Genomic DNA, 24,010 nt, shown 5'->3' on the forward strand with positions numbered 1-24,010 from the left:
TGACAATAGAGAAGAAGGCGAGGTGGGAGTATGCATTATCAAGAGCTGATCGCAGCACTACAAGAGAAGTATGAACTACAGGCAGGGATGACTAGTAATTCTCCAGCCATTATGGATATTCGGTTACTGGATAGAAACGAACATCACTGGAAAGAACACGTAGTATATGTAGGAAGCTTTGCGCAGGTGAAGACTCCACCAGATCGGCCAATCATGCTTCTTTCCGTGGATAAGCCTCTTACATTACCTGAGGGTAGTAACTATACCCACATCCGCAATGAGGATTTGTACGATGTGTTCAATAAAGCAAAAGATTTGATATTTGAAGATTTGCGAGGAGATGGCATATTTTTTGAATTAGCACAAATGGCCTTGAACGGAAAAAGTATTGCCTGTGTCATCAATACCGCAGCCAAACTGTTTGGAAATGCCTTGATTCTCGTAGATTCTAGCCAGAAGGTACTGGCACATTCGACAATTTATGAAATAGTCGATCCCCTTTGGGCGCAGAACATAGAGAGGGGATATTGCTCCTATGAGTTTGTGCAGAAGGTTCGTTCCAATAGTCAGATGAAGGAATGGAGCAAACAGGGGAGCGAAACCCAGCTCATTACATTGCCCGGCGATCTGCAACCAAAACTGGTGGCCCGCATTACTCAAGAAGGCCATGTTGTCGGCGCGTTAGTCATGGTTGAACACCATACGTCCACTGGACGCAGCCATCTCCGTTTGCTTCCCCTTGTTGGCAGATTACTCTTCGACGTCTTTAATCGAGATTCTGCCTCTGAGGGAGCTCACGGATCGTTTTATAGTACCATTCTTTTTAGCTTGTTGAATGAAGCAGAAATTTCGAACACGCTGGAACAAATAACAATGTTAAAGGTTAATTTTCCAGAAGAAATGCGTGTCGTCGTTGCCCGCTTTGTTCGCCATATGGAAAACCGTTACCTCAAGCACACGTTTAGCATGGAGTTGGAACGCATTTTCCCCAAGGGGTATTCTGTACGGTATAAAAGCTATATTGGAATTCTAGTGCCCTCGATTTCCGAAGAACAAACGGGAGAGCTTACTAAGCTGGCCCAATACGAAGATGTAAGCATAGGGCTAAGCTGGTCTTTTTCGGATATTGTAGAATTCAAACGACATTTTAATCAAGCGGTGGCATCTATAAAACAAGCACAGCGCTTTGGCCAGACTAACCAAGTCTTTGACTATAGCGAATTTCACTACTATGACTTACTGTACAACTACACAGGAAAAACGCCTTTGGAACATTACTGCCATCCCGCTTTGAAGGTTCTTCGCGAATATGACAAGGCTAACAATACTGAACTATACGTCACTTTACGTACTTATTTGGAGCATAAAAATAACCTCCGTGCAACAGCGGAGGCATTATTTGTACATAGAAACACGCTAATTTACAGAATCAATCGCATCAATCAGCTCACCAGTTTAAACCTCAACAGTGTTAATGTCGTGTATTCTCTCATGGATTCTTTTAGGATTGAAACATTTCTAAATCAATAACAACAGATGTTCAGGACTCCCTCAATGCTACTTAACTCCATCGTGTAACATGGATGAATCCCTGGAATGCCATAGTTGTCGCAAACCCCAAAATTCAAATATGAGTTAAGATTAGCATAACAAAGCTTAGGAAAAGTCAAATTGCAAGAAAAAAGAGAGGTTCCTGGAACCTGAGCGTATTACCGATATTTGGCCGAACATATAAGAAGCCATGTCCATATAATATTTGGATTGGATAACTAATAGGGGATCCTGATAAATTAGTTCAGAGGAAGATTTTAAAAGAAATCCTTGATAAACTAACGTTAAAAGGATGGAGGAGCTTAGAGTTTGAGAGAGAGAAACCAAGTGGTCTATGCTGGTCGAAAAATGAGAAAAGCCCGCCTTGAAGCAGCTATTGGAACTCAAAAGGAATTAGCAGAGAAGACAGGAATCCCCGCTAATATCATCAGTGATTTGGAACGAGGTAAACGTCAGATGAGCCCAACATGGGCTAAACGGATTGCCGAGGCAGTCGGGGGTAACTGGACGGATTTCATAGATTAACCCAGGTGTGATTCCATTCCCAGTCTTCCCCAACCTGTGACAGAAATTAATTCAATCAAATATACTAGGATTAGGACAAACATTCTCGGCAGTCATTGCAAAGCAGTCGGCAGATATCGACTGTTTTTGTATCGAGAGTGTAGTCTAATTATCTAGAAAGGACGTGAGAAAATGGCTGTTATCGCAAGTAATAAAGACTCTGTGATAGTCGTAACCTTTCAAACCGGTTTGACCGCACAAGGCTCACCCAAACTAAGTCAGCGTAGTTTCCCCAATATCAAATCGAACAGCGCAGACCAAGATGTTTATGATGTTGCCGTTGCCCTTTATGGACTTCAGGACTACCCTTTAATTGGAGTGCGAAGAGACAATCGCATCGACTTAACTGTGTAGTAGGGATAAAAAGATGAATTGTGGCAAGAAGTTCATGGCAAGCAACCAGAAGAGAAAGGAGGGATACCAATGGCAAGTACAACTAAAAAGGTCTTGAGAATGACCTTCAACAACGCCTCAGGGAACGCGGTGACGATAACTTTACCAGAACCTAAGGCGAGTGTGACAGCGGCCCAAATCGAAGCCGTCATGGATCAAATCATCACGAAGAATATTTTCCTCACTTCTGGTGGTGAACTCATTTCCAAACGTGATGTTAAAATTGTCGATACGACAACGGATGATCTCTATAATCAACCAGGCGCATAAAATACCGAATTTGGAAGTGCATCAATCGATAAGGCATCGGGATAATAACCCGGTGCCTTTAATGTACGGGGGAGCGACCAGAGGAAGCTCCCTCGATCATTGACATGGGATAATGGCCATAGTAACATAAGGGTATAATAAGGGTATAATAATGCTACAATGGATGGAGGGTGTGTTATGAATATAAAACCGTCTGCGGCAATACGCAAAAACTATAACGAAATATCAACACTTTGCAAAGAGACAGGTGAACCAGTATATTTGACAAAAAATGGTGAGGGCGACTTGGTCGTGATGGATATCGGAGCTTTTGCACGTCGAGAAAGTATGTTGAGACTTAGAGAAACCCTCGTCGCGGTTGAAGAGGACAGACTGGCTGGTAAGAAAGGTTTTTCCATTGATGACATAGATGAGATGATGAAAAAAGCCATCAAGGAGGTCGTCGATGGACAGCACAAGTAAGTCCAGAAGCAGCAGATAAACTTCGCTCAGAAATAATAGACGCGTCAAAATCTCTGCAGAGCTTTCCGGAACGTCATTTAGAATTTTCTGACCCAGTGTTGCCTGTAAATAAATATCTCAAGATGATACTATGTACTGAAGTAAATCGCGAAAAGAGCCCTTCGCCCGAAGACGTAAAGACTCTTTTGGTTAATTGTCAGAATTGCTTCCCATTGTGTGAGGGTACGACCCCGTTGGGAAGGCTGACCTTATATCCTATTCCTCTCGACAACTGATAGAGAATAAACTGATTTAGGCTAATGTTTTCTTCCTTGGCCCTTTCAGATAAGGCCTGGTGTAGGGATTTAGGCATACGAACACGAAGTTGCCCTGAAAAGTCAGTGGTTTTACTCGGTTCCGGAACTTCTCGGCCTAATTCGATGCAAGCTTCAATCCATCCTTTTTTTGCATCTTCGAGATTAACAAGGCACTCGTCTACGGTCCCGCCGTCTGACATACAGCCGGGCAAGAGGGGGATCTGGGCGAACCAGCCGCTGCCCTCATCCTCAGCTAGCTTCCGGATCTTAATCTCATAATCTAAGTTCATATAAAACTCTAATTCTTTCATTCTTCCTCGCTCCCTTCGAGTTTTCGGATTGCGTCCAGTGCTTCTTTTACATAGACAGATTTGACTGGACGGGCAAATGGGATAGTTAGGATTTCCATAAGATCAGGATGAGAGTACTGGAAATGACTTGTTCCGCTTCGCTGTTTACGCCGCTCGAAACCAAAGCGAATAATTAGCTTTTCTAGGTCCTCGAATAATGGCTATTCCTACTGCAAAGATTATTTATATTAAGATATTTTTTTACAATAAATTACTAAGTTGAGTTTCTTCCCATCGTTCCACTGAAGATAATGAGTGATTTATCTTCACACCCTCCCACTCCCATCACAAGTTGGGCAGGGCGATGTATAACGTATTGCTAACGTCTGACCCACTTTTTTCCGAGTCATTTCTACCAGTCCCAGTTGAGTGAGCCCTAAAACCTGAGACTTCGTCTTATCCCGAGCGCAGGCCGTCTCTAGCGCCTCAATCACCTTTTGCTGATCTTCTGTAGACGTCATATCTATGAAGTCAATGATGATAATCCCACCCAGATTTCTCAGCCGCAACTGGCGCGCAATCTCCCGAGCAGCCTCAAGATTCGTATGGACCACCGTTTCCTCCAAGGAACGCTGCCCCACATATTTTCCGGTATTCACATCAATCACAATTAAAGCCTCAGTCTGTTGAATGACCAGATATCCTCCGCTTTTTAGCCAAACTTTAGAGCGCAAGGTTTTACGAATTTCGTCATCTACCCCATACCGAGCAAAAAGGTCCTCACCTGTGACAACAAAAATCTGTTTTGCCGCCGGGTGTTCAATCTCCTTCAAGGCTTTGCGCAAGATTAACGCGACTTCATCCTGATCAACGGTTATTTTTTCCACATCTTGATCAATCCAATCCCGCACAAGACGAGAAACCAAATCTACATCCTTATGTACAAGTCCTGGCACGGAAACATGCGGAATCTTCGGTTGCAACGCGTTCCAAATCTCCACCAACTGAGCAATATCCTCCGCAATCTCGTCCCCGTCAATCCCTTCAGCGAGAGTACGAATAATCACACCCATACCCTCCGGTTTGGCCAAATCCGCCAGATCCCGCAGACGCGTCCGTTCATTATTATCTTGAATCTTCCGAGACACCCCAATATAACTCACCTGAGGGAGGAGCACAACATACCGACCCGGCAACGTTAAGTTGACACTAATCCGCGCCCCCTTCGTCCCGACCGGTTCTTTAATAACCTGAACCAAAAGTTCTTGGCGCGGTTTGAGGACGTGCTCAATCCGAACATGAGCAGCCTGATCAACCTTCTCATCCTCCTCAAAACGCGACGGAACAGCATCCCCAACATACAGAAACGCATTCTTGTCCAGCCCAATATCAACAAAAGCAGCCTGCATCCCCGGAAGAACATTTTCCACCCGCCCCCGATAAATATTCCCCACCAAATGAGACGAAGCGCCCTCTTCCTCGAACACATCCATTAAATCCCCTTGTTCAAAGACGGCTGCACGAAGCTTTTGGGAGTGGCTTTGGGTTTGAAGGACGATTTCCTTCAGGCATCCTGTGCTATCATGCTTCATAATACACCTCCTAAGAGAACTTGCGTTACAACGCTCACCTCATGATGTCGTGGTAACGCTCACCAAGCCTACTCAGCAAGCTGCTCCATAGGCGAGCTCTTCTCCCCCTGGTAACTCACATGCACGCCCGTTCGTTTAATATGAAGCGCATCCAAATCCAGCGGCAAATTCTCCAACTCTCTCAGGCTAGCCAACACTTCCTCCGGCCGAACACTCCCAGCGTTCCCCATCTCAACTTCCAGCTCAAAGACAATCTCATCCCCGTGAATTTCACCTTCTAGCCGCTTAACCCACGGCCGGATGTCCTTATCCGTTGGCCCTTTTTTCGAATAACGTGCATAGTTCACGTGTTCCCGTGCGAGCCAAGCTCCAACCGCTTCTTGCAAACGCTGCTCATCAATCGGCAAGGCCATCAAAACGCGCATCCGATAACTGGCCGCATTCAGTACCGCCATCAAGGGTTTAGCCCCTAGAGTCAGGACACTCCCTTGCAAGAGCCGAATTCCCGGAGGCAATTGTTCCTGAATCCGTCCCAAGACTTCCCCTAATTCCATTTCCCGTTGGAGATCGATATCCACGTACTCCCGCTCTCCTTCCGTCCCGACCGCTAAAGCGAAGCCGAAGGAAATTTTGGGGCGGGGGTTAAAACCCTCCGTATAAGACATATGGATCCCAGCCCGACGGATCGCACGTTCAAATACCCGTGTCAAGTCAAGGTGTGCGATATACCTTGCATCTTCAATTTTAGTATAGGCGATTCTTAGCCGCATGGCACTCACCCTTTCAACTCAATCTGAACCCCTCTGCCCGGGCAAATTCCACACCCGGTGCATTCATTGTAGCGACAATCGATCGTTTTAGCTTCCTGTAATGCACGATGGTGTTCTTCAACCAAAAACTGTTTGGTCACACCACTCTCTAAATGTTCCCAAGGTAGGATATCATCATAATCCATGGCACGATTGGCGTAAAAATGCGGGTCGATGCCTAACTCTTTAAAGCCCTCCATCCAAACCCCTTCGCGAAATTGCTCAGACCAACCATCAAAACGGCAACCGTGTTTGTACGCCCATTCTAACAGCGGTGCCAAGCGTCGATCCCCTTTGGCAAAGACCGCTTCAAGGTAGCTCGTCTTCACATCATGATAATTATATTTGATGCGACGATCTCGCAATTTCTCTCTGAGATGTCTCTGTTTTAAATCTACTGAAGCTTTGGCTTCCTGAGGTTCCCACTGAAACGGGGTGTGAGGTTTGGGCACGAAGATACTCGTCGAGATCGTCACCGTGATATTGCGGCGTCCGAGCTGAGTTCCAAGATTGACAACTTTCTTAGCCAAATCAACAATCCCGTCGATGTCTTCTTGGGTCTCCGTCGGTAACCCAACCATGAAATAAAGCTTAATGGTAGACCAGCCCTTTTTAAAAGCTGCCTCAGCTGCAGCTAAGAGATTTTCTTCCGTCACTCCCTTATTAATGACGTCACGTAAGCGTTGTGAACCTGCTTCCGGTGCAAACGTTAAGCCGGATTTACGAGTCTTTTGTACGGTCTCAGCTAAACCGACATCAAAGGAGTCGACTCGCAGTGAGGGGAGAGAAACCCCAACCCCTTCAGGCCCGTGTTTCTCCAGGATAGTCTCAATGACGGGTTGGATACAGGTGTAATCTCCACTGGAAAGCGAAGTGAGAGCAACCTCATCATACCCCGTAGAACGCACCAGTTCCTCAGTTTGCTTCAGAAGAGTTTCTGTAGACCGTTCTCGAACCGGTCGGTAAATCATCCCCGCTTGACAAAACCGACATCCTCGCGAGCAGCCGCGCATGACCTCGAGCATCATCCGATCATGGACTATTTCCATGTAGGGAACAACCGGGTTAGTCGGAAAAAAGGCTTGATCCAAATCTTGCACAATAGCCTTTTCCACAACGGCTGGAATCCCGTCTTCAGCCTCAATCTTCTCGATCCGACCGTCAGGTTTATAGGATACATGGTAGAAGTCCGGCACATAAACTCCTTGAACCTGGGCTACTTTTCTTAAGAACTCTTGCCGAGGAACAGGGTTTTTCTTCTGCTCTGCCATGAGGCGAAGCACTTCAGGCAACTGTTCTTCGCTTTCCCCAAGGAGGAAGAAGTCAATAAAGCCAACGAGAGGTTCCGGGTTAAAAGCACAAGGACCTCCTGCAATAATCCACGGATCTTCTGGTCCACGTTCTTCCGTGTGGAGCGGTATTCCAGCTAAATCGAGCATGCTGAGAATATTGGTGAAACTCATTTCGTATTGAAGGGTAAATCCGACCACATCAAACGCTTTGAGCGGCTGAAAGGATTCCAGAGCATAGAGTGGAATTCCTTTCTCGCGCATCGTCCCCTCCATGTCCACCCAGGGAGTAAAAACCCTTTCACAGAGGAATTCTGGAAACGAATTGACAAGGTGGTAAAGAATCCGGGTTCCTAAATGGGACATCCCCACTTCATACACATCCGGGAAAGCAAACGCCATATGCACATCGGTTTTATCCCAATCTTTACGAATCGCGTTCCATTCTGACCCTATATAGCGGCTCGGTTTCAAAACTTTAGGCAAAAACATTTCGACCTGCCGGCGTATCTCCGCCGCAGTAAATTCATTCATGATCTCAATGAGGCCTCCTTGCACTACTTTGTGGACCTCAATTATATCATAAATAACATAATATCCCTAAAGTTTACCTACTGGAAAACGAATTCCCTCGCGCAACATCCCCTCCACCACATCCGTCTCGGTCAATATCTTATCTTGCCCCATTTCTTCATTCGTTAGAGAGACCATGGCATAGCGATCTGGAGTAAACTCTTCAACGATACGCACTAAAGGGGTATTTTTCTGAACGGTGAGCCAACGACTGCGCATCAGCCCCTTTTTCAACAATTCCTCTTTCTTACGTGTCAATTGCCTGAGGAAGGTTATATGGGCAGAGGAAATCTCTTTACTACCAGCCACCCAAAAAAAGCCTCCTAGAATAATAAAGGTGAGGGGTCCTTCAGAGAATTTTCCCCGCCCCCATAAAAGGATCCCATAAAGGGCAAAGAGAACACCCAGCCATTTTCCTGCCCAGGCCAAGAACTTCGTCGTACGGACGAAACCAAAGCCTTCGACACAGAGGGCTCGCACGACACGGCCACCATCAAGCGGCAAAACCGGGATCAAATTAAAGGCCGCCAGCCAAACATTATAACGCACAAAATCATCCGCCAGTTCTCCCGTCCATATCCCTTGCCACCTCAAGGCTTGAGCAGCAAATAAGAGAACCACGTTAAAGGCAGGACCAGCCAAAGCCACCACACTTTCTTCCAGTTTTCTTCCCTCGAAGAGGTCATCACAATAAGCCGCTCCTCCAAAAGGAAACAATTCTAGCCCCACAACTTTATAGCCATAGGCCCTAGCCGTCATGAGATGCGCTAATTCATGCGCGACGACTAAGGCAAAGACGAGAAGAGCCTGGGCCGCGAGACCCAGGACTCCGTAGAGTAGCAAGACCAACAGAAAGGTGGGATGGATCCGAAGGCTCACCCCCTGAATTTTTAGAAGCTCCATTTTTCACCCTCCTTTACGAGGCTTGATTATTCTTCCTCCACTAATCTTGTCCTTATCCCAAGCTCTCTCAATTCTTTGCTGCTGAAGGGATAAGATAGGGTATTGGATTGACCGGCTGATTATCCTTTCGTAATTCAAAATGAAGCCAAGGTTTTTTCAGAGGTGCGGAAAGCCCAACCGTACCCAGAGCCTCCCCTTTCTGGACCCGTTGACCCTTCTGAACAGAAATATCCCCGAGATTCCCCAGGATCGTAGTCCAACCATTGCCAAAATCAACCTTGGCTATTTTTCCCAATTGGGGATCTTCCCCCACTAAAGTTACAACCCCGGCAGCAGGCGAAACGACGGGCATTCCCAAACTACTCTCCACATCAATCCCATTATGAATTGTACCCAAGGCATTGGTTCCCCCTTCTCCCTTTGCGCCAAATCCAGCAACGACTTGCCCGGAAAGAGGGGGCAAAAACTGGCCAATCATCTTAGCATCAACAGGAACGCTTTTACTGCTCACTCCTCCGATCGAGAAGGCATCTTTAGCCATCCCATTTAAGGCCTCATAGAAATTATCCGAGTTAACTGCACTCCGATAGATGGAGTGAACCGCGAGTGACACTTGATCTGAACCATTGGCGCTAAAGAAAACCAACAAAAATAACGTCGCAGCCACAATAGCCCGCTTTTGTGTGCCGTTCCAATGTTTCAAGAAGTTTCCCCAACCCGTCTTAGGGGAATTTCGATAACGTCCCGGCTGATGGTTAAAGCGCGGTGATTTTCCCCGCCCCTGTTCTTTCCCCACCTCTTGGATTGCCCGTTCCCATTCCCAGTCATCCCAACGTTCAAAAGGATTCATCCTACTCTGCCTCACTTCACACACCATTTCAGGCTCGTACATCCCTTAATAGTTTATGAGAAGGCAAAAAAAATAGAACTGCTAGCAGTTCTATTAAAACATAAGTCTCTGTCGCCTTAAATTAACACTGAGGAGCAAGCCGACCGAGGCCATGTTCGACCACATCGCGCTTCCACCATAGCTGATCAACGGTAGCGGGATACCGGTCACTGGCATAATCCCCGAGGTCATACCCACATTGACTAAGATATGAAAGGTAAACATGGAGATCACGCCCGTGGCAATTAACATACCAAACGGGTCTCGCGCTTTCAAAGCGATGCTGATACTGCGCAAAATAAAGATGAGAAAGAGGAAAAGCAGCGTGATCGTTCCTACAAATCCGAACTCTTCCCCGACTACCGAAAAAATAAAGTCGGTGTGATGTTCCGGCAAGAAGTTCAACTGACCTTGCGTTCCCATACGATACCCTTTTCCCCATAACTCACCGGATCCGATGGCCCAAAGGGATTGTAGAATATGAAATCCGTCTCCAGACTTATCGGCAGCCGGATTCACGAAAATAGTTAAGCGTTTTAACTGATAATCTTGCATGGGGAGGGGAAGACCTTGAGCCCAGTGTAACCAGCCCGGCAAGTTCGTGGCAAAGTGCAGCCAAAGTGCTATCCCAATGATACAAACCCCGCCCAGTAACAGTCCTCCAAATTTCCAAGGATTGGCACCTGCCACAAACATCATACCTATAAATATTGCCGCAAAAACTAACGTGGTCCCTAAGTCAGGTTGCTTAAAGATCAGAAGCATAGGTACGAGCACGAAGAGAAACGGTAATATGAAATCTCTAAAATTGTCGAGTTTTCCCTTGCGATGGGCTAGAAAGTCAGCAAAGGTAATAATAATGAAAATTTTAGCAAACTCCGAAGGTTGAATACTGAAACTTGAGGTGATCGGGATCCAACGGGTTGCTCCTTTGGCCGAGTGACCAAAAAGAATCACGGCAAAAAGCAAAGCCAGATTAAGGCCGTAAATCCACCACCGGAAGCGTTGCCATTTTTGATAATCGATTGCCGCCAGGACAACTGCAATGAAAATCCCACTTATAATCCAGTACGTTTGCACTTTGACATAGTGTAAAGGATTTGCTTTATCGACACTAATTGAAGCCGTACTCAAGATGAAGAGACTAGCTGCCAACAATAAAAACGTAAAAAGGATAAATAAAAAGTCTAAGTTTCTTAAGGTTCGCTTATCCACGATCATAATTCCCCTCAAATTATTTGGCTACTCCTTGACTATTACTTGCTCATTATAGCACATCTCTAAACACAGCCCAAAGCTTCCGGCAAAACTGGTAAAAAGAAAAAAGCTAGGTGGTTATCCCCCTAGCTACATCTGTAATCTTACACATACTTCTATTCATATTGGTCATCATCGGGTAGAGATCGACTTAGTGCGTTCTGCTGGCTCCTTACTTAGTGGCGTAATCCCGCTTCATCTTCACGACCGGAATATTGGCGACCAACGCCACTTCGCGGTCATCTTGGCAGAGATTAAATTCGAGCGCAGTTTCGTCAATCTCCATGTAGTTCGAAATAACTTTAATCAAATCTTCTCTTAATCGATTGAGCATGGTTGGTGAAATGCTGGCACGGTCATGAACCAGAACGAGCCGAAGGCGCTCTTTTGCCACCGTCTTGCTCGAGGCGCTTTCCTTGCCAAGCATTCGGCTGATAAATTCTAACAAGGACGATTCCTCCTCTCAGTACCGAACGGTTAACGAAGACCAACGAGTCTCTTAAGTCTATCCATGATTCCTACGGGTACATCAAGGCTCATCAAAGGCACTTCTTCTCCTTTAATCCGCCTTGTGATCCGTCGGTAGGCCTCGCCAGCTTTTGACCCTTGATCCATAACAGCGGGTTCACCGCGGTTCGTGGAGATCACGATACTCTCGTCTTCTGGGACGACACCGATAAGATCGATGGCCAAGATATCTAGAATATCCGAGATATCCATCATGTCCCCACGTTTCACCATTTCAGGTCGAATTCGGTTAATTATTAGTTTTGGATTCCTTAGCTCCGCCGCTTCTAAGAGGCCAATAATGCGGTCCGCATCACGTACTGCACTGACTTCGGGGGTGCAAACGACCACGGCCCGGTCGGCACCAGCAATTGCGTTGCGAAACCCTTGTTCGATTCCAGCCGGACAGTCAATAATCGCAAAATCGAATTCTTCTTTAAGTTCTTTAGCTAATGTGCTCATCTGCTCAGGATTAACGGCTGTTTTATCCTTGGTTTGGGCAGCGGGCAGCAAAAAAAGATTAGGAAAACGTTTATCTTTAATTAGGGCTTGTTTTAAGCGGCAATTCCCAGTGGTCACATCCACTAGGTCGTAAACGATGCGGTTTTCCAGTCCCATCACCACATCAAGGTTACGCAAACCGATATCCGTATCGACTAAGACGACCTTATGTCCTGCGGCAGCCAGTCCTGTGCCAATATTTGCGGATGTTGTCGTCTTGCCAACGCCCCCTTTTCCGGAAGTTACAACGATTACCTCACCCATATTTAGACCTACCTTTCCAATTAGAGTTATTCTCTCTTAGCGTATCTTGCCACGCCAAGCATTCATACCTGCCGCTTCTACTATTAATTGATCATCTTTGATTCTGGCAATTTCCGGGCCTCGTCCGTCGGTTACTTCATCCGGTGCCCTAGTCACCAAATCCGCAATCCTCAATTGAGTGGGGGCCAGATGATAAGCGCTGACTGAAGCTTTTCGTTCTCCTGTCGCTCCAGCGTGGGCCACCCCCCGCAAGGAACCTAAAACAGCAATGTTACCAGTTGCGATAATCTCTGCTCCGGGATTAACATCCCCCAGAACAACAACATGACCCTCAAATTGAACACTTTTCCCAGAACGAAGTGTGCGTTCCACAAAGAGACAGCTTCCTTCAACCATCCCTTCATCCCAGTGGCGAGTTTCCTTGTCCTCTGTGGCATAGGATTGGCTCTTACCGGGCACATACACTTCTTCCGTGGTTAACCATCCAGCAAGTTCCAACTGGTATTGTCCTAGGATTGTTGCCAATGCAGCATGTTCATCCTCAGTGTATTCCTTTTTCCCAGCATAGCACCGAACGGTTGCACCTTGCAGAAATTGAACAGATTCTTCTAATAGCTTAGCAAGTTCATTGATTAGTAATCCAAAGTCTGCCTCTGGATCAAGGTATAAAACCAATCCATCGCGGGTGCCCTTAAGTGCTAGATGTTCTGTCCGTGTCAACCTGCACAATCCCCCATCACTTGACTTCTTTAAATGCTCTCTATAAATTCTACAAGCCTGTCCCAATTCCCTTTTTACAATATGAAAAAACGAGGACAAATTTCCTCGTTTTTTAGCCCCCTTTCGAGGACTTCCAACCAAAATACTTCATAAAGGCTGCCTCAGCGACTTTACCTGCCGTATCCCCACCGTGACTCCCAAATTCAACAACCCCAGCGAAAGCAATCTGAGGATGATCGTAAGGGGCAAAAGCCACAAACACCCCATTGTAGATTTCACCGGAAATCGTGTCCTTGGACCCAATCTGAGCAGTACCTGTTTTAGCTCCCCCGGTGAATTCCGGCATATCTATCGACATGAAATTGGCCGTTCCTTCACCCGTTGTTACTGCGGCCATCCCTTTTTTGACCGTATCCAGAATATCCGGTGAGACCGATACTGTATTGAGAACCTTGGGTTGATATTGCTGAGTGACTTTTCCTGTGATAGGATCCAACAGTTTGTCAACAACATAGGGACGATAGTGTTTCCCGCCGTTTACTAGTGTGGCCACGTAATTGGCCAATTGCAACGGGGTATAGGTGTTGTACCCTTGCCCAATGGCATTGTTGTAACTGTCATAAACCTTCCAATCCACATTTTCGCTGGTCTTTTGCTTGTACCAAACGGCAACGTCATTTTTCTCGGCATCTTTCTTCGTTTGCAACTTCTGCTTACTTTTCGCATCCTGAGCCTGCGCCAGGAGAGGGGCGTATTTACTTTCAATCGCTGCCAGCTTGGCATCGCGCGACTTTTCATAGGTAGGACCGAAATATGCTTTCTTCCATTCTGCTGAGGGCGCGATTCCTTTCGCTTCTCCAGGCAAATCAATTCCGCTTTCAACACCTAACCCGAATTCATGGGCAATTTGACCTATGGTTTCCGGATTGGCTTCAAAAACTCGGCGTCCAATTACTTCAAAATAAATATCCGAGGATAAAGCCAGAGCTCGATAAAGATTGACCAGACCAAAATCATTGCCGCCCCATTCTGGGAAACCTTGTTGCTGAGATGCCAAGTTTCCTAAAGAAGACAGAACATCTCTGATCCGCTCATCCGGCGTGGTCACTTTGAGTTGCAAGGATGCCATCGCGGTCACCATTTTAAACACCGATCCAGGCGGATATAGCCCGGTCAACGCTCGGTTAAGAGAAGCTGCTGGGGCCGTTTTATCTGTAAAGTACTTGTCCGACACTGCCTGAGAAATATTGCCGATCAAATCGTTGGGATCCATTCCTGGCCGAGACGCCATGGCTAGAACCTTGCCCGTATTGACATCGATCACCACGGCAGCTCCCGACTTAGCGTTCGGATTGGTATTCTTTTGAACATTGGCAATGACTTGATCAAGACTATCTTCTACCGTCTTTTGCAGGTCAGCATCAATGGTCAGTTGCACCGTCTTCCCCGCTTCCGGCGCTTGAATCACCTGTTTGGAAACGGGACGAGCGTTATTGTCGACTTCAACTTGTTGAACCCCTTCTTTGCCACGCAACCAAAAGTCATAGGATTTCTCCACCCCATCCTTGCCGACCAAATCACCCTGTGCATACTCAAAACCCGCTTTTTGTGCATCGGCATTCTGATTAAACTGGGCAATCTCTTTATCCCCAATCTCACGAACATAGCCGAGGAACTGACCGCCCAACGTTTTCTGAGGATAGGAACGGACTGGGATCGCATCGACACTCACGCCCGGAAGCTCCTCTTGGTGCTCAGCAATGATCGCTTGGAGATCGGGAGGGACATTATTTAGAATAGTTACTGGACGATAGCGTTCCCACTGATGATTCTGGATATTGGCAAAGATATCTTCAGCAATCGAATCAACCGATTGATTAGGATTAGGCCAGTCCGGTCGAATATACCCTGCTAAGCGCTGGACCACATCTTTCCAATTACTGATTTTGGATTGTTGCAAATCCATCCAGTCTAAGTTAAGCGCGAACTCTGGAACACTTGTTACCAGAAGTTTGCCGTTCCGATCCACAATATCCCCTCTTGTCGGCTGCACTTTTACAAGTTGCATAACATTTCCCTTGGCCATAGCGGAATAATAGGAACCTTGGGCAATCTGTAGTCGCCATAGGTTAAAGCCCAAAATCGAAAAAACGAGAACCACGACGATACTTAAACCCCACAAACGATGAACATACGGTTTTCGCTCTCTATCATCCATCCAAAAAACTCCTCTTCGATACGTTTTTTGCGAGGTCCGATGTCCGAAGCACGATGTCCGAATTGTGAATTCGATTCTATGAATCGAAGAACGGAATCAATGTGCAATTTGCGTGGTTCGAACTCTGAATCGAAGTTCGAGTCGTGTGCAAGTCCAAGAACCGTCCCCGACTTGCACGAAGTTCGGATCGAACTTCAAGGCTTTAATTTGTCCTGCGAACTTTGTTCGCTTCCAATTCGAACCACGAACCTCGAATATCGAACCTCGCAAGATATAAGAGAAGAGATAGCGCGCTATCTCTCATATCTTGGCCGGTAGCGCAACCAACCGCGCAGGAATGACCGATGAATCCACGGGTAGGTTAGCGGAACAAGGATCGCATTATATAAGGAAACACCGATTACCAACCGTCCGATATCCCCAAAAGACCATTGTAGTCCAGCTCCCAACGTCAAAAAAGCGACAATAATTTGTCCCACCGCTGTGACTAGAAAAACCATGAACGTGGTTAAAGGGAAATTTTCGCGATACCATCGTTCGGCTAGCCAATAACTCACAAAAGCAACCACAGTGAGTGAAAGTGTATACATTCCGATGTAGCGCCCCAAATATAAATCTTCTAATAAACCGGCACCCAGTCCCCATAACAAACTTGAAGACAAGCGATGATGCATGGCCATATAAATCGTTAGCAGCATGAGTAAATCCGGCTTAATCCCTGACCAAGACCAAAAATGAAAGACCGTCCCAGGCAAGATGAGACTCAGGAGAAACATAACGGCTATAAGAAGATAACGCATTATTTCGCCCCCACTGTTTTAACAATATAAACCTCTTCTAAGGCGTCAAAGTTGACCAGTGGTTCAATATAAGCGGTTTTGAGCAGACCAGAAGGGTCTAGTTGAATTTCTTTTACTTTTCCAACTGGGACATCTTGAGGGTAAACCCCGCCGCGACCTGAAGTCAGCACGAGATCCCCGGCATTGACGTTATCCTCTCGGCGAAAGAGCATTTGTAAATTCCCTTGCGACGTCAGGCGCGAACCTCGCTTATAGGTTCCTTGCACAATTCCGAAAGTTCCATTTCCCGTGCTGTTACGCACGAGCGCACTTACTTGCCCTTCTCCGTCGAGAATCATCAAGACTTCTGAAGTGGTCGGTGAAACGGAAACAATCTTTCCTACGAGACCCAAATCGCCGATGACCGGGTCATCTACCGCCACTCCATCCTTGCTGCCACGATTCAAAGTTAGGGTTTGGTACCAGGAAGTCGGGTTGCGATTAATGACACTGGCCCCAACTTTTTGGAACTTGTCAAGCGAAGGATTTCGAAACTGCCCCTGATCGAGCACCGTATAGCGCATGCCAGCTAAGACTTGTTCTTTTAGGGTGAGATTATCCCCTGTCAATTGATCAACCTTCTTGTGCAGGGCCTCATTTTCCAGTTGTACCGCCCGGAAGTTCCAAAATACCTTCGTATTATCCCGAATCCCATTCCCCAGTTGGAGAATTGAGTTTTCCAAGGGACTTAAAACGCGCTGCAAAACTCCCCCAACTGGGTTGGGAAAATGACTACCCAGTCCTGTTGACCGGATGCTAATCAGTACTCCTAACAACAGAAAGAAAACGAGAACCGCAATTCCCGTTACATTAACTCTTTTCCCCACCATAATTCCTCCCCGCCTGTTTTAACTCTTCTGCGAGGCGGCAATTTTACGAAGAATATCCGCATGATCCAAGACATCTCCCGTTCCCAGAACCACACAAGACAATGGGTCCTCCGCTAAGTGCACCGCAATTCCGGTTTCATCCGCAATTAATCGATCGAGATTGCGAAGCAGGGACCCACCACCTGCCATCATGATGCCGCGATCCATGATGTCCGATGACAATTCTGGCGGAGTTTTTTCCAAACATGATTTCACAGCATCCACAATAGCCATGACGGGTTCTTGCAGTGCCTCTTGGATTTCTTCTGAGGTAACTTCAACTGTTTTAGGAAGTCCTGTTAATAAATCCCGTCCACGCACGACATACGTGCCTATTTCAGCTTTGTAGGCAAATCCGATTTCAAATTTAAGCGCTTCAGCCGTGCGATAACCGATCATTAAATTATACCGTCTCTTAATATGAGCGACGATAGCATCGTCCATTTCATCCCCGGCCACACGGATAGAACGGCTTGTTACAATCCCACCCAAGGAAATCACAGCTACTTCTGTCGTCCCTCCGCCGATGTCCACGATCATGTTTCCAGTTGGTTCACTGACTGGAAGACCGGCACCTATGGCAGCGGCCATTGGTTCTTCCAAAATAATCGGGTCTTTCGCGCCAGCCGCCATAGCCGCTTCTTTAACTGCACGTTCCTCAACCGGGGTTACACCTGAAGGCACGCAAATGACGACCCGTGGACGAATAAATGGGTGTTCTGTCCCCAGCGCTCGACTAATAAAGTATTTCAACATTTTCTGAGTAACGTTAAAATCCGAAATGACCCCGTCTTTTAAAGGCCGAATAGCCACGATGTTACTAGGTGTACGACCAATCATTTCTTTGGCTTTATCCCCGACAGCCATTGGAGTTTTAGTCACAATATCTATCGCCACCACAGAGGGTTCCCGCACAACAATTCCTTTTCCCTTAACATGAACTAATGTATTCGCTGTTCCCAAATCAATTCCTAAATCCCTGCTAAAAATATTAAACATTTGTATTCTAAAACTCCTTCCAAGTCGTTTGATATTAAACAGTATACCCAATGTCGAGGTTCGAATCGAAGCGAACATAGTTCGCACAATAATTCAAAGTTCGAACATCGAACTTCGTGCATCGCGTCAGATGATTCCTCGTTCTTTTAGACTGATAAAGCGATTATCTCCAATAATCACGTGGTCGAGCACCTCAATCCCAAGAATCTTCCCTCCGTCTGCCAAACGACGTGTTACGTCAATATCTTCTTTGCTGGGAGTGGGATCGCCGCTCGGATGATTGTGCAATAAAATAATCGCGTTTGAATTTCGCCGTATCGCTTCTTTAAAACACTCCCGTGGGTGAACCAAAGACGAATTTAAGGAACCGATCGAGATTGGGCTAATTCCCAGAACGTGGTTCTTGGTCGACAGAGAAACAACGCGGAAGTGTTCACGATCCAGAAACCGCATTTCTTCCATCACAATGTGGGCCACATCCTGTGGGGAATTGACCACTGGTCTAGACATGGGGTCGACGGAAACTGAACGACGCCCTAATTCCAAGGCCGCCTTCACTTCTGCTGCTTTAGCTTTTCCGAGACCATGGAGTTGAGCCAGTTCATGAACTGTCAGTTTGCCTAGCCCCGCGAGTCCACCAACCTCAATCAAAACTCGTTCCGCCAAGGTCAAAACGTTTTCCCCTTTGATGCCGGTACGCAAAAGGATTGCCAAAACTTCACGATTCGATAAGGCTTCAGGACCCGTCTGGTAAAGTCGTTCACGGGGTAGGAGTTCCTCCGGTAAATCCTTCAAACGTCGATAATCCATCATCCACCTCGCGTGAAGCGATATTTGTCTGCTCAATCCCCCACGCCTTAAGCTGTTCCGAAAGATATTCCATGGGTAAGCCAATGACATTTGTCAATGATCCTTGAATTGACGCGACAAATTTTCCCGCTTCCCCCTGAATCCCATAGGCTCCGGCTTTGTCCATCGGTTCTCCACCAGCCACATACGCCTGAATTTCATCTGAACCAAGTTGGCGAAACTGCACGACGGTTTCGACCACGTCCGCTTTCAGCCTTCCCGATCCAGAAATTAACGCCACACCGGTCAGAACTACATGGGTTCTACCACTGAGCCTTGTTAGCATAGTTTCTGCTTCCACAAGTGTTGCGGGCTTCCCTAAAATCTGGGCATCAAGGACCACCATGGTATCCGCTCCCAACACAACATCCTGAGAATCCCCTCCCAGTTCTAACCAGTGAGTTAGACCTGCCTCGGCCTTGCGTATCGCCAACTGCCTAACCCCCGTCGCCGGTAGAATCCCTTCCGGCAACTCTTCTGTTACAGAGGCCTTGACCACTGCAAAGGGGTAACCTCCCTCGCGAAGCAACGTAGCCCTCCGCGGAGATGAAGAAGCAAGCACGAGCATATTACACCTTCTTTGACAATAAATATCCTCCCATAGCTCCCAAAATCGTCGCGATTGTGATACTCAAGCGAAAACCAAAGGAAAGGGAGAAAAAAAAGAAATCTAAGTAAGTATGTAAGGGTACATCGATAACGGCCGGGCGCAAAAACGGCGCTAAAATGCCGTATTTTTCTAAGCCGAATCCAACCAAGGTCCCGAGGGCAGCACCAATCAAAATGAGCAGAACAGTCCTTCCTGTCCCCGAGGAATTTCGCCCAACCACCATACTCTTTCCCCTTCCATCTATAGCAACTCAGGCAGAATTTCTGCCTTCAGCTCCCATCTATTACTTCACTCAAGTTTAGCATCTTCCCCTTTACTACGCAAGTTCGACACTGTTCTGTTTTCTATCTTATTAATAGGAAACAAACAGCCTTTCTCAACAAGAGAAAGGCTGTTTTGTTTCCTTACGTACGCAAGAAATGTATAAAGTGCAAGAAGTGGGGACGGTTCTTGCACTTGCATCCTTATTAAGTCATCTTCCCCAGAGGGTCGCGATCACACGGCGCGAAGCCTTTGCGTGAGTCGTAGCCAAACTCGGCTTTAAACCGCTTTCATAAAGCAGTGCGGGAAACAGGACGTTTCCCGCCGGCCATGCGGCACGGACGACGGCACAGGATGTGCCTAGTGCAGGGTGGCGCCATGGATGGCATACACTGCCGTCGCATTGGCCGGGAAGCCTGCCCGCTTACATTAAGGATTAAAGCCCTAGTTTGACACGACGAATGCATGGCTAAGCAAGTGTCTCGCGACCCTCTTCACCCTTTTAACAGCGAAGCCCCAGCAATGCCAGGTTTGGTCATCTCATAAGGATTTAGGATCAGTTCAAGTTCTTCTTTCGTCAAAACGCCTTTTTCCAACACAATGTCGCGGACCGAACGGCCGCATACAATCGCTTCTTTGGCTACCCCTGATGCTACATCGTAACCTACATGGGGATTAATGGCCGTTACGATGCCGACGCTGTTTTCCACCATCTCACGGCAACGCTCCGTATTTGCCGTAATGCCTATGATACAGCGGTCCCTAAAGACTCGGGTCACATTTCGCAAAATGTCCAACGACTGGAGTAGATTAAAGACCATGACAGGTTCCATAACGTTCAGTTCCAGTTGTCCGGCCCCACACGCCAAAGCAATGGTAAAGTCATTGCCTTGAACTTGGAAAGCCACTTGATTGACCAGTTCAGCCATGACTGGGTTAACTTTCCCAGGCATGATGGAGGAACCTGGTTGCATCGATGGCAAATTAATTTCCTTCAGCCCAGTTCGCGGACCGGAAGCCATCAGGCGCAGGTCATTCGCGATTTTGGAAAGATTGACAGCCAATGTCCTCAACGATCCAGAAACTTCCATGAACGCATCCGTGTTCTGAGTGGCATCCACGAGGTCCTCAGCAAGTCGCAAAGGCATGTGTGTCCATGCACCTAAGCGCTCAGTCACATTTTTAATATACTCAGGGTCCGCATTTAACCCTGTGCCTACGGCGGTCGCTCCCATATTCATGACTTCCAGAGATTGAGTCGCCTGTTTAATTCGCTTAAGATCACGTCCAAGAACGTGAGCATAGGACGCGAACTCCTGTCCTAACCGAATGGGAACAGCATCTTGCAAATGCGTCCTCCCCATCTTGATCACACCGTCGAACTCTTGAGCTTTATCCTCGAAGGATTGCCTTAACCTATCTAACGCTTCAACCAAATCCTGCGCCACATTCAAGCACGCAATGCGGATTGCAGTTGGGAAGACATCATTGGTACTTTGGGCCATGTTCACATGCGTATTCGGATGAACCTTAAAGTATTCGCCCTTTTTCCCGCCAAGGATTTCAATTGCCCGATTAGCAATTACTTCATTGGCGTTCATGTTCATGGACGTACCCGCCCCACCCTGAATCACATCAACCACAAATTGATCGTGAAAGCGTCCTTCAATCAGTTCCCGAGATGCATTAACAATCGCTTTTCCAATGGTAGGGCTCAAAGCCCCTATATGCATATTGGCTTCGGCCGCCGCGCCTTTAACCATGCCTAAGGCACGAATCAATTCCCGATGTGGGTGATACCCTGTGATTGGGAAGTTCTCCGTTGCACGTAATGTTTGAATTCCATAATACACATCATCCGGAACTTCATGAACTCCTATTAAATCCTTTTCTTGCCGCATACTCTCGTCCCCCAATTACGTTCTGTTGTACATTGTATACATTATACAACTTCCTGAGAAGCCTGTCGAGACCATCGGCTATTTCTATGGGAAGCAAAGGGACGGTTCTCTTGCTTCCAAAAACCTCTTTCATACGCTTTTTCCGCAGAGAAGAAACCAAGTCCCTTCTCACATCCTTGGCTACATAGACACTAGACCATCCGACACCTTGCCATCCATGGCGGTGTCTAACCCCGAACATCCTGTTCGAGCCATAGTCGTCGAATGTGTTCAGCCGGCCAAAGGAAGCATAAGAACCGTCCCTCTGCTTCCCGCTTTTTCCGCAGAGCGGAAAACAGGACGTCTCCCCCGTCCAGAGCGAGACGCAAAAACCGTTCTCCTCTCGTTCGTCCCCAGACTAGAGGGTCCGCGATCACGCGTCCGACGCATTGGCCGAGGACGTGTCTCGCGGACCCTCCCTACTCAATTTCAAACTTCCAGATCGTCCAGTTAATAGCATCAAGCAAAGCCTGCGCACTTGCCTTCAGGATATTAGTAGAGACCCCTATTGTCCCCCAGACTTCACGCCCCACGCGAGTATCTACGATAACGCGTACAATAGCTTCCGTTCCCAGAGAACCATCTAAAACCCTCACTTTATAATTTACCAGTTCACTCTTTCCCAAAATCGGGAAGAAACTGACTAAGGCCTGCCTTAAAGCAGTGTCCAAGGCATTGACAGGTCCATTTCCCTCCGAAGCAATGTGTACCGATTCAGAGCCCACTTTGACCTTTACGACAGCTACGGAATCGAGTTCACCACGAAAAGGTTCACTCCAAACGTGATAATCTAAGACTTCAAAAGGAGGGGAGAACTTACCGATGATCTGGAGAAGTAATAGATCGAGGCTCCCTTCTGCCGCTTCAAATTGAAACCCACTATGCTCCATAGCTTTAATCTCGAACATAGCTTTCTCAACGAGCGGGTCTTCTTTAAGCATTGTCGGTTCAAAGCGACGCAATCGTTCCAAGATATTGGCTTTCCCTGCTTGATCTGATATTAAAATACGCCGCTCATTTCCAACCCCAGCAGGATCCATGTGCTCAAATGTTCGTTGGTTCTTGAGAATCGCATCCACGTGCATACCCGCTTTATGCGCAAAAGCACTGCGGCCCACATAGGGCTGTTTCTCATCGAACGTCGCGTTTGAGAGCTCTGCAACAAAGCGAGAAAACGAAGTAATTTTTGACAATGCAGAATCAGAAACTACTGAGTATTCCCCTTTGAGCTGTAACAAAGGAATGAGAGTACTTAAATTAGCATTGCCACATCGTTCCCCAAACCCATTCCAGGTCCCCTGAATTTGGGTTACCCCAGCTTCCACCGCGACGAGGGAATTAGCAACAGCGAGACCGCTATCATTGTGGACATGAATTCCAAGTTCTTGTGGCTTGAATTCCTGCATGACAGCCCTTACCCCTTGGGCTATTTCTTCGGGTAGGCTTCCTCCATTTGTATCACATAGAATTGCCATTACCGCTCCGGCGTCAAGAGCAGCGGCGATACACTTCAGCGCATAATCTGGATTTTCCTTAAATCCATCGAAATAATGTTCGGCATCAAAGAAAACTTCACGTCCTTGGTTAACCAGAAAGGAAACGGACTCTCGAATCAAACGAAGGTTTTCCTCTAAGGTTGCCCGCAAAACGTCCCTAACATGCAGATCCCACGACTTACCAAAGATCGTTATTGTTTCTGCTCCTGAGGCTAGGAGTTTTAGTAAAATATCGCTTTGCTCTGGAGATTCATTTACCTTACAAGTACTTCCAAAAGCGGCGATGCGCACTTTTGATGGGGTTAGTTTCTGCACTTGCTGAAAAAATTCCTCATCCCGTGGGTTAGCACCCGGCCAACCCGCTTCCACATAAAGACTTCCCATCTCCTCAATTCGTTTTACATAGCTTAGCTTATCTTGCGTAGAAAAATGAATCCCTTCCCCCTGAGCTCCATCACGCAACGTCGTATCATATACCGTAATTTTCTTCTTCCCCTGGTTTTGATTCATTCTTCTCCCCCTCTTTCTTTACAACTCCAAATACCCCATAAGTGCCAAGAGACCCGAGCAACTAAAGAAACTCAGCTAGCGCCAAGCCTTAGCTAAGGCGGTCGCCTTAGTTACACTGATATGCCACCAGAAATTTATACATTCTGATTGGTACCAAAAAAGCCCCGTAGGCGTTCCAAAGAACTTGCCACGGGGCTTTTTTCCCACACGGTGTAGTTGGTGTCTTCCAACCTGTATCGCTCGGTCCAGACCCTTGCGGCGGAACCCTAGACACACTTCTTATAATACT

At 47.0% G+C, this 24,010-nt stretch carries 25 protein-coding genes and 1 pseudogene; 5 read left to right on the forward strand and 21 right to left on the reverse strand.

Annotation, left to right across the window (positions count from 1 at the left end):
- Positions 1-30 precede the first annotated feature (30 nt).
- The 5 genes from DSOL_RS10435 to DSOL_RS10455 all read left to right on the forward strand — a co-directional run bounded on the left by DSOL_RS10435 (position 31) and on the right by DSOL_RS10455 (position 3,240).
- Positions 31-1,530 carry a PucR family transcriptional regulator gene (locus tag DSOL_RS10435; protein ID WP_075364802.1) on the forward strand — a complete coding sequence of 500 codons (1,500 nt, stop codon included), beginning with the start codon at positions 31-33 and terminating at the stop codon, positions 1,528-1,530.
- A gap of 330 nt (positions 1,531-1,860) precedes the next feature.
- A complete protein-coding gene (locus DSOL_RS10440) occupies positions 1,861-2,076 on the forward strand; it encodes a helix-turn-helix domain-containing protein (RefSeq protein ID WP_075364803.1) in 216 nt (71 codons plus the stop codon).
- A gap of 171 nt (positions 2,077-2,247) precedes the next feature.
- A complete protein-coding gene (locus DSOL_RS10445; protein ID WP_075364804.1) occupies positions 2,248-2,469 on the forward strand; it encodes a DUF1659 domain-containing protein in 222 nt (73 codons plus the stop codon).
- 69 nt (positions 2,470-2,538) lie between these two features.
- Positions 2,539-2,778, forward strand: a complete 240-nt coding sequence (locus DSOL_RS10450) for a DUF2922 domain-containing protein (protein WP_075364805.1) — start codon at positions 2,539-2,541, stop codon at positions 2,776-2,778.
- Positions 2,779-2,955: 177 nt separating this feature from the next.
- On the forward strand, positions 2,956-3,240 hold the full coding sequence (locus tag DSOL_RS10455) for a type II toxin-antitoxin system Phd/YefM family antitoxin (protein ID WP_075364806.1): 285 nt from the start codon (positions 2,956-2,958) through the stop codon (positions 3,238-3,240).
- A 196-nt stretch (positions 3,241-3,436) separates the two neighbouring features.
- Here the strand turns inward: DSOL_RS10455 and DSOL_RS10460 are convergent, their stop codons facing one another.
- The 21 genes and pseudogenes from DSOL_RS10460 to cimA form a co-directional block, all read right to left on the reverse strand.
- Positions 3,437-3,847 (reverse strand): toxin-antitoxin system HicB family antitoxin, encoded by a 411-nt coding sequence (locus tag DSOL_RS10460; protein WP_075364807.1) that lies wholly within the window; start codon positions 3,845-3,847, stop codon positions 3,437-3,439.
- Positions 3,844-4,026 (reverse strand): annotated as a pseudogene (locus DSOL_RS10465) (type II toxin-antitoxin system HicA family toxin); the annotation flags it as partial. The pseudogene DSOL_RS10465 and the gene DSOL_RS10460, both read right to left, overlap by 4 nt.
- Before the next feature lie 126 nt (positions 4,027-4,152).
- Positions 4,153-5,394 carry an Rne/Rng family ribonuclease gene (locus DSOL_RS10470; RefSeq protein ID WP_075364877.1) on the reverse strand — a complete coding sequence of 414 codons (1,242 nt, stop codon included), beginning with the start codon at positions 5,392-5,394 and terminating at the stop codon, positions 4,153-4,155.
- A gap of 92 nt (positions 5,395-5,486) precedes the next feature.
- On the reverse strand, positions 5,487-6,188 hold the full coding sequence (locus DSOL_RS10475; protein ID WP_075364808.1) for a TIGR03936 family radical SAM-associated protein: 702 nt from the start codon (positions 6,186-6,188) through the stop codon (positions 5,487-5,489).
- 5 nt (positions 6,189-6,193) lie between these two features.
- Positions 6,194-8,050, reverse strand: a complete 1,857-nt coding sequence (locus DSOL_RS10480; protein ID WP_075364809.1) for a TIGR03960 family B12-binding radical SAM protein — start codon at positions 8,048-8,050, stop codon at positions 6,194-6,196.
- A gap of 66 nt (positions 8,051-8,116) precedes the next feature.
- The gene (locus DSOL_RS10485; protein WP_075364810.1) at positions 8,117-8,992 is read right to left on the reverse strand and encodes a M50 family metallopeptidase; all 876 of its coding nucleotides are present in this window, start codon (positions 8,990-8,992) and stop codon (positions 8,117-8,119) included.
- Between the two features lie 67 nt (positions 8,993-9,059).
- Positions 9,060-9,842, reverse strand: coding sequence for a murein hydrolase activator EnvC family protein (locus tag DSOL_RS10490; protein ID WP_075364811.1), 783 nt, complete (start codon positions 9,840-9,842; stop codon positions 9,060-9,062).
- A 93-nt stretch (positions 9,843-9,935) separates the two neighbouring features.
- A complete protein-coding gene (rodA, locus tag DSOL_RS10495) occupies positions 9,936-11,102 on the reverse strand; it encodes a rod shape-determining protein RodA (protein ID WP_075364878.1) in 1,167 nt (388 codons plus the stop codon).
- 208 nt (positions 11,103-11,310) lie between these two features.
- The gene (minE, locus tag DSOL_RS10500; RefSeq protein ID WP_075364812.1) at positions 11,311-11,586 is read right to left on the reverse strand and encodes a cell division topological specificity factor MinE; all 276 of its coding nucleotides are present in this window, start codon (positions 11,584-11,586) and stop codon (positions 11,311-11,313) included.
- 29 nt (positions 11,587-11,615) lie between these two features.
- Entirely contained in the window at positions 11,616-12,410 is a 795-nt protein-coding gene (minD, locus tag DSOL_RS10505; RefSeq protein WP_075364813.1) for a septum site-determining protein MinD, read from the reverse strand.
- Between the two features lie 36 nt (positions 12,411-12,446).
- On the reverse strand, positions 12,447-13,130 hold the full coding sequence (minC, locus tag DSOL_RS10510) for a septum site-determining protein MinC (RefSeq protein ID WP_075364814.1): 684 nt from the start codon (positions 13,128-13,130) through the stop codon (positions 12,447-12,449).
- A gap of 112 nt (positions 13,131-13,242) precedes the next feature.
- Positions 13,243-15,348, reverse strand: a complete 2,106-nt coding sequence (gene mrdA, locus DSOL_RS10515; protein ID WP_075364815.1) for a penicillin-binding protein 2 — start codon at positions 15,346-15,348, stop codon at positions 13,243-13,245.
- 293 nt (positions 15,349-15,641) lie between these two features.
- A complete protein-coding gene (mreD, locus tag DSOL_RS10520; RefSeq protein WP_075364816.1) occupies positions 15,642-16,148 on the reverse strand; it encodes a rod shape-determining protein MreD in 507 nt (168 codons plus the stop codon).
- A complete protein-coding gene (gene mreC, locus DSOL_RS10525; RefSeq protein ID WP_075364817.1) occupies positions 16,148-17,017 on the reverse strand; it encodes a rod shape-determining protein MreC in 870 nt (289 codons plus the stop codon). The genes mreD and mreC overlap by 1 nt, the downstream gene beginning before the upstream one ends.
- 18 nt (positions 17,018-17,035) lie before the next feature.
- The gene (locus DSOL_RS10530; RefSeq protein WP_075364818.1) at positions 17,036-18,055 is read right to left on the reverse strand and encodes a rod shape-determining protein; all 1,020 of its coding nucleotides are present in this window, start codon (positions 18,053-18,055) and stop codon (positions 17,036-17,038) included.
- A 126-nt stretch (positions 18,056-18,181) separates the two neighbouring features.
- Complete coding sequence (gene radC / locus DSOL_RS10535) at positions 18,182-18,865, reverse strand: RadC family protein (RefSeq protein WP_075364819.1); 684 nt, start codon at positions 18,863-18,865, stop codon at positions 18,182-18,184.
- The gene (locus DSOL_RS10540) at positions 18,816-19,472 is read right to left on the reverse strand and encodes a Maf family protein (RefSeq protein ID WP_075364820.1); all 657 of its coding nucleotides are present in this window, start codon (positions 19,470-19,472) and stop codon (positions 18,816-18,818) included. Before DSOL_RS10540 ends, radC begins: the two co-directional genes overlap by 50 nt.
- Before the next feature lies 1 nt (position 19,473).
- On the reverse strand, positions 19,474-19,737 hold the full coding sequence (locus DSOL_RS10545; RefSeq protein WP_075364821.1) for a DUF4321 domain-containing protein: 264 nt from the start codon (positions 19,735-19,737) through the stop codon (positions 19,474-19,476).
- 532 nt (positions 19,738-20,269) lie between these two features.
- Positions 20,270-21,676, reverse strand: a complete 1,407-nt coding sequence (aspA, locus tag DSOL_RS10550) for an aspartate ammonia-lyase (RefSeq protein WP_075364822.1) — start codon at positions 21,674-21,676, stop codon at positions 20,270-20,272.
- 227 nt (positions 21,677-21,903) lie between these two features.
- Positions 21,904-22,044, reverse strand: coding sequence for a hypothetical protein (locus DSOL_RS27225; RefSeq protein ID WP_170871485.1), 141 nt, complete (start codon positions 22,042-22,044; stop codon positions 21,904-21,906).
- Positions 22,045-22,134: 90 nt separating this feature from the next.
- Positions 22,135-23,721, reverse strand: coding sequence for a citramalate synthase (gene cimA, locus DSOL_RS10555; protein ID WP_075364823.1), 1,587 nt, complete (start codon positions 23,719-23,721; stop codon positions 22,135-22,137).
- Positions 23,722-24,010 lie beyond the last annotated feature (289 nt).

It is taken from the genome of Desulfosporosinus metallidurans (assembly GCF_001936615.1).
In the GTDB taxonomy this organism is placed as follows: domain Bacteria; phylum Bacillota; class Desulfitobacteriia; order Desulfitobacteriales; family Desulfitobacteriaceae; genus Desulfosporosinus; species Desulfosporosinus metallidurans.

Excerpts from the sequence above, each read along its gene's own strand:
- mreD (WP_075364816.1), bottom strand. The coding sequence starts at position 16,148 with ATGCGTTATCTTCTTATAGCCGTTATGTTTCTCCTGAGTCTCATCTTG.
- DSOL_RS10480 (WP_075364809.1), bottom strand. The coding sequence starts at position 8,050 with ATGAATGAATTTACTGCGGCGGAGATACGCCGGCAGGTCGAAATGTTT.
- rodA (WP_075364878.1), bottom strand. The coding sequence starts at position 11,102 with ATGATCGTGGATAAGCGAACCTTAAGAAACTTAGACTTTTTATTTATC.
- mrdA (WP_075364815.1), bottom strand. The coding sequence starts at position 15,348 with ATGGATGATAGAGAGCGAAAACCGTATGTTCATCGTTTGTGGGGTTTA.
- aspA (WP_075364822.1), bottom strand. The coding sequence starts at position 21,676 with ATGCGGCAAGAAAAGGATTTAATAGGAGTTCATGAAGTTCCGGATGAT.
- DSOL_RS10450 (WP_075364805.1), top strand. The coding sequence starts at position 2,539 with ATGGCAAGTACAACTAAAAAGGTCTTGAGAATGACCTTCAACAACGCC.
- DSOL_RS10435 (WP_075364802.1), top strand. The coding sequence starts at position 31 with ATGCATTATCAAGAGCTGATCGCAGCACTACAAGAGAAGTATGAACTA.
- DSOL_RS10445 (WP_075364804.1), top strand. The coding sequence starts at position 2,248 with ATGGCTGTTATCGCAAGTAATAAAGACTCTGTGATAGTCGTAACCTTT.
- DSOL_RS10475 (WP_075364808.1), bottom strand. The coding sequence starts at position 6,188 with ATGCGGCTAAGAATCGCCTATACTAAAATTGAAGATGCAAGGTATATC.
- radC (WP_075364819.1), bottom strand. The coding sequence starts at position 18,865 with ATGGATTATCGACGTTTGAAGGATTTACCGGAGGAACTCCTACCCCGT.
- DSOL_RS10485 (WP_075364810.1), bottom strand. The coding sequence starts at position 8,992 with ATGGAGCTTCTAAAAATTCAGGGGGTGAGCCTTCGGATCCATCCCACC.
- DSOL_RS10455 (WP_075364806.1), top strand. The coding sequence starts at position 2,956 with ATGAATATAAAACCGTCTGCGGCAATACGCAAAAACTATAACGAAATA.
- mreC (WP_075364817.1), bottom strand. The coding sequence starts at position 17,017 with ATGGTGGGGAAAAGAGTTAATGTAACGGGAATTGCGGTTCTCGTTTTC.
- minD (WP_075364813.1), bottom strand. The coding sequence starts at position 12,410 with ATGGGTGAGGTAATCGTTGTAACTTCCGGAAAAGGGGGCGTTGGCAAG.
- DSOL_RS10540 (WP_075364820.1), bottom strand. The coding sequence starts at position 19,472 with ATGCTCGTGCTTGCTTCTTCATCTCCGCGGAGGGCTACGTTGCTTCGC.
- cimA (WP_075364823.1), bottom strand. The coding sequence starts at position 23,721 with ATGAATCAAAACCAGGGGAAGAAGAAAATTACGGTATATGATACGACG.
- DSOL_RS10530 (WP_075364818.1), bottom strand. The coding sequence starts at position 18,055 with ATGTTTAATATTTTTAGCAGGGATTTAGGAATTGATTTGGGAACAGCG.
- DSOL_RS10545 (WP_075364821.1), bottom strand. The coding sequence starts at position 19,737 with ATGGTGGTTGGGCGAAATTCCTCGGGGACAGGAAGGACTGTTCTGCTC.
- DSOL_RS10460 (WP_075364807.1), bottom strand. The coding sequence starts at position 3,847 with ATGAAAGAATTAGAGTTTTATATGAACTTAGATTATGAGATTAAGATC.
- DSOL_RS10490 (WP_075364811.1), bottom strand. The coding sequence starts at position 9,842 with ATGAATCCTTTTGAACGTTGGGATGACTGGGAATGGGAACGGGCAATC.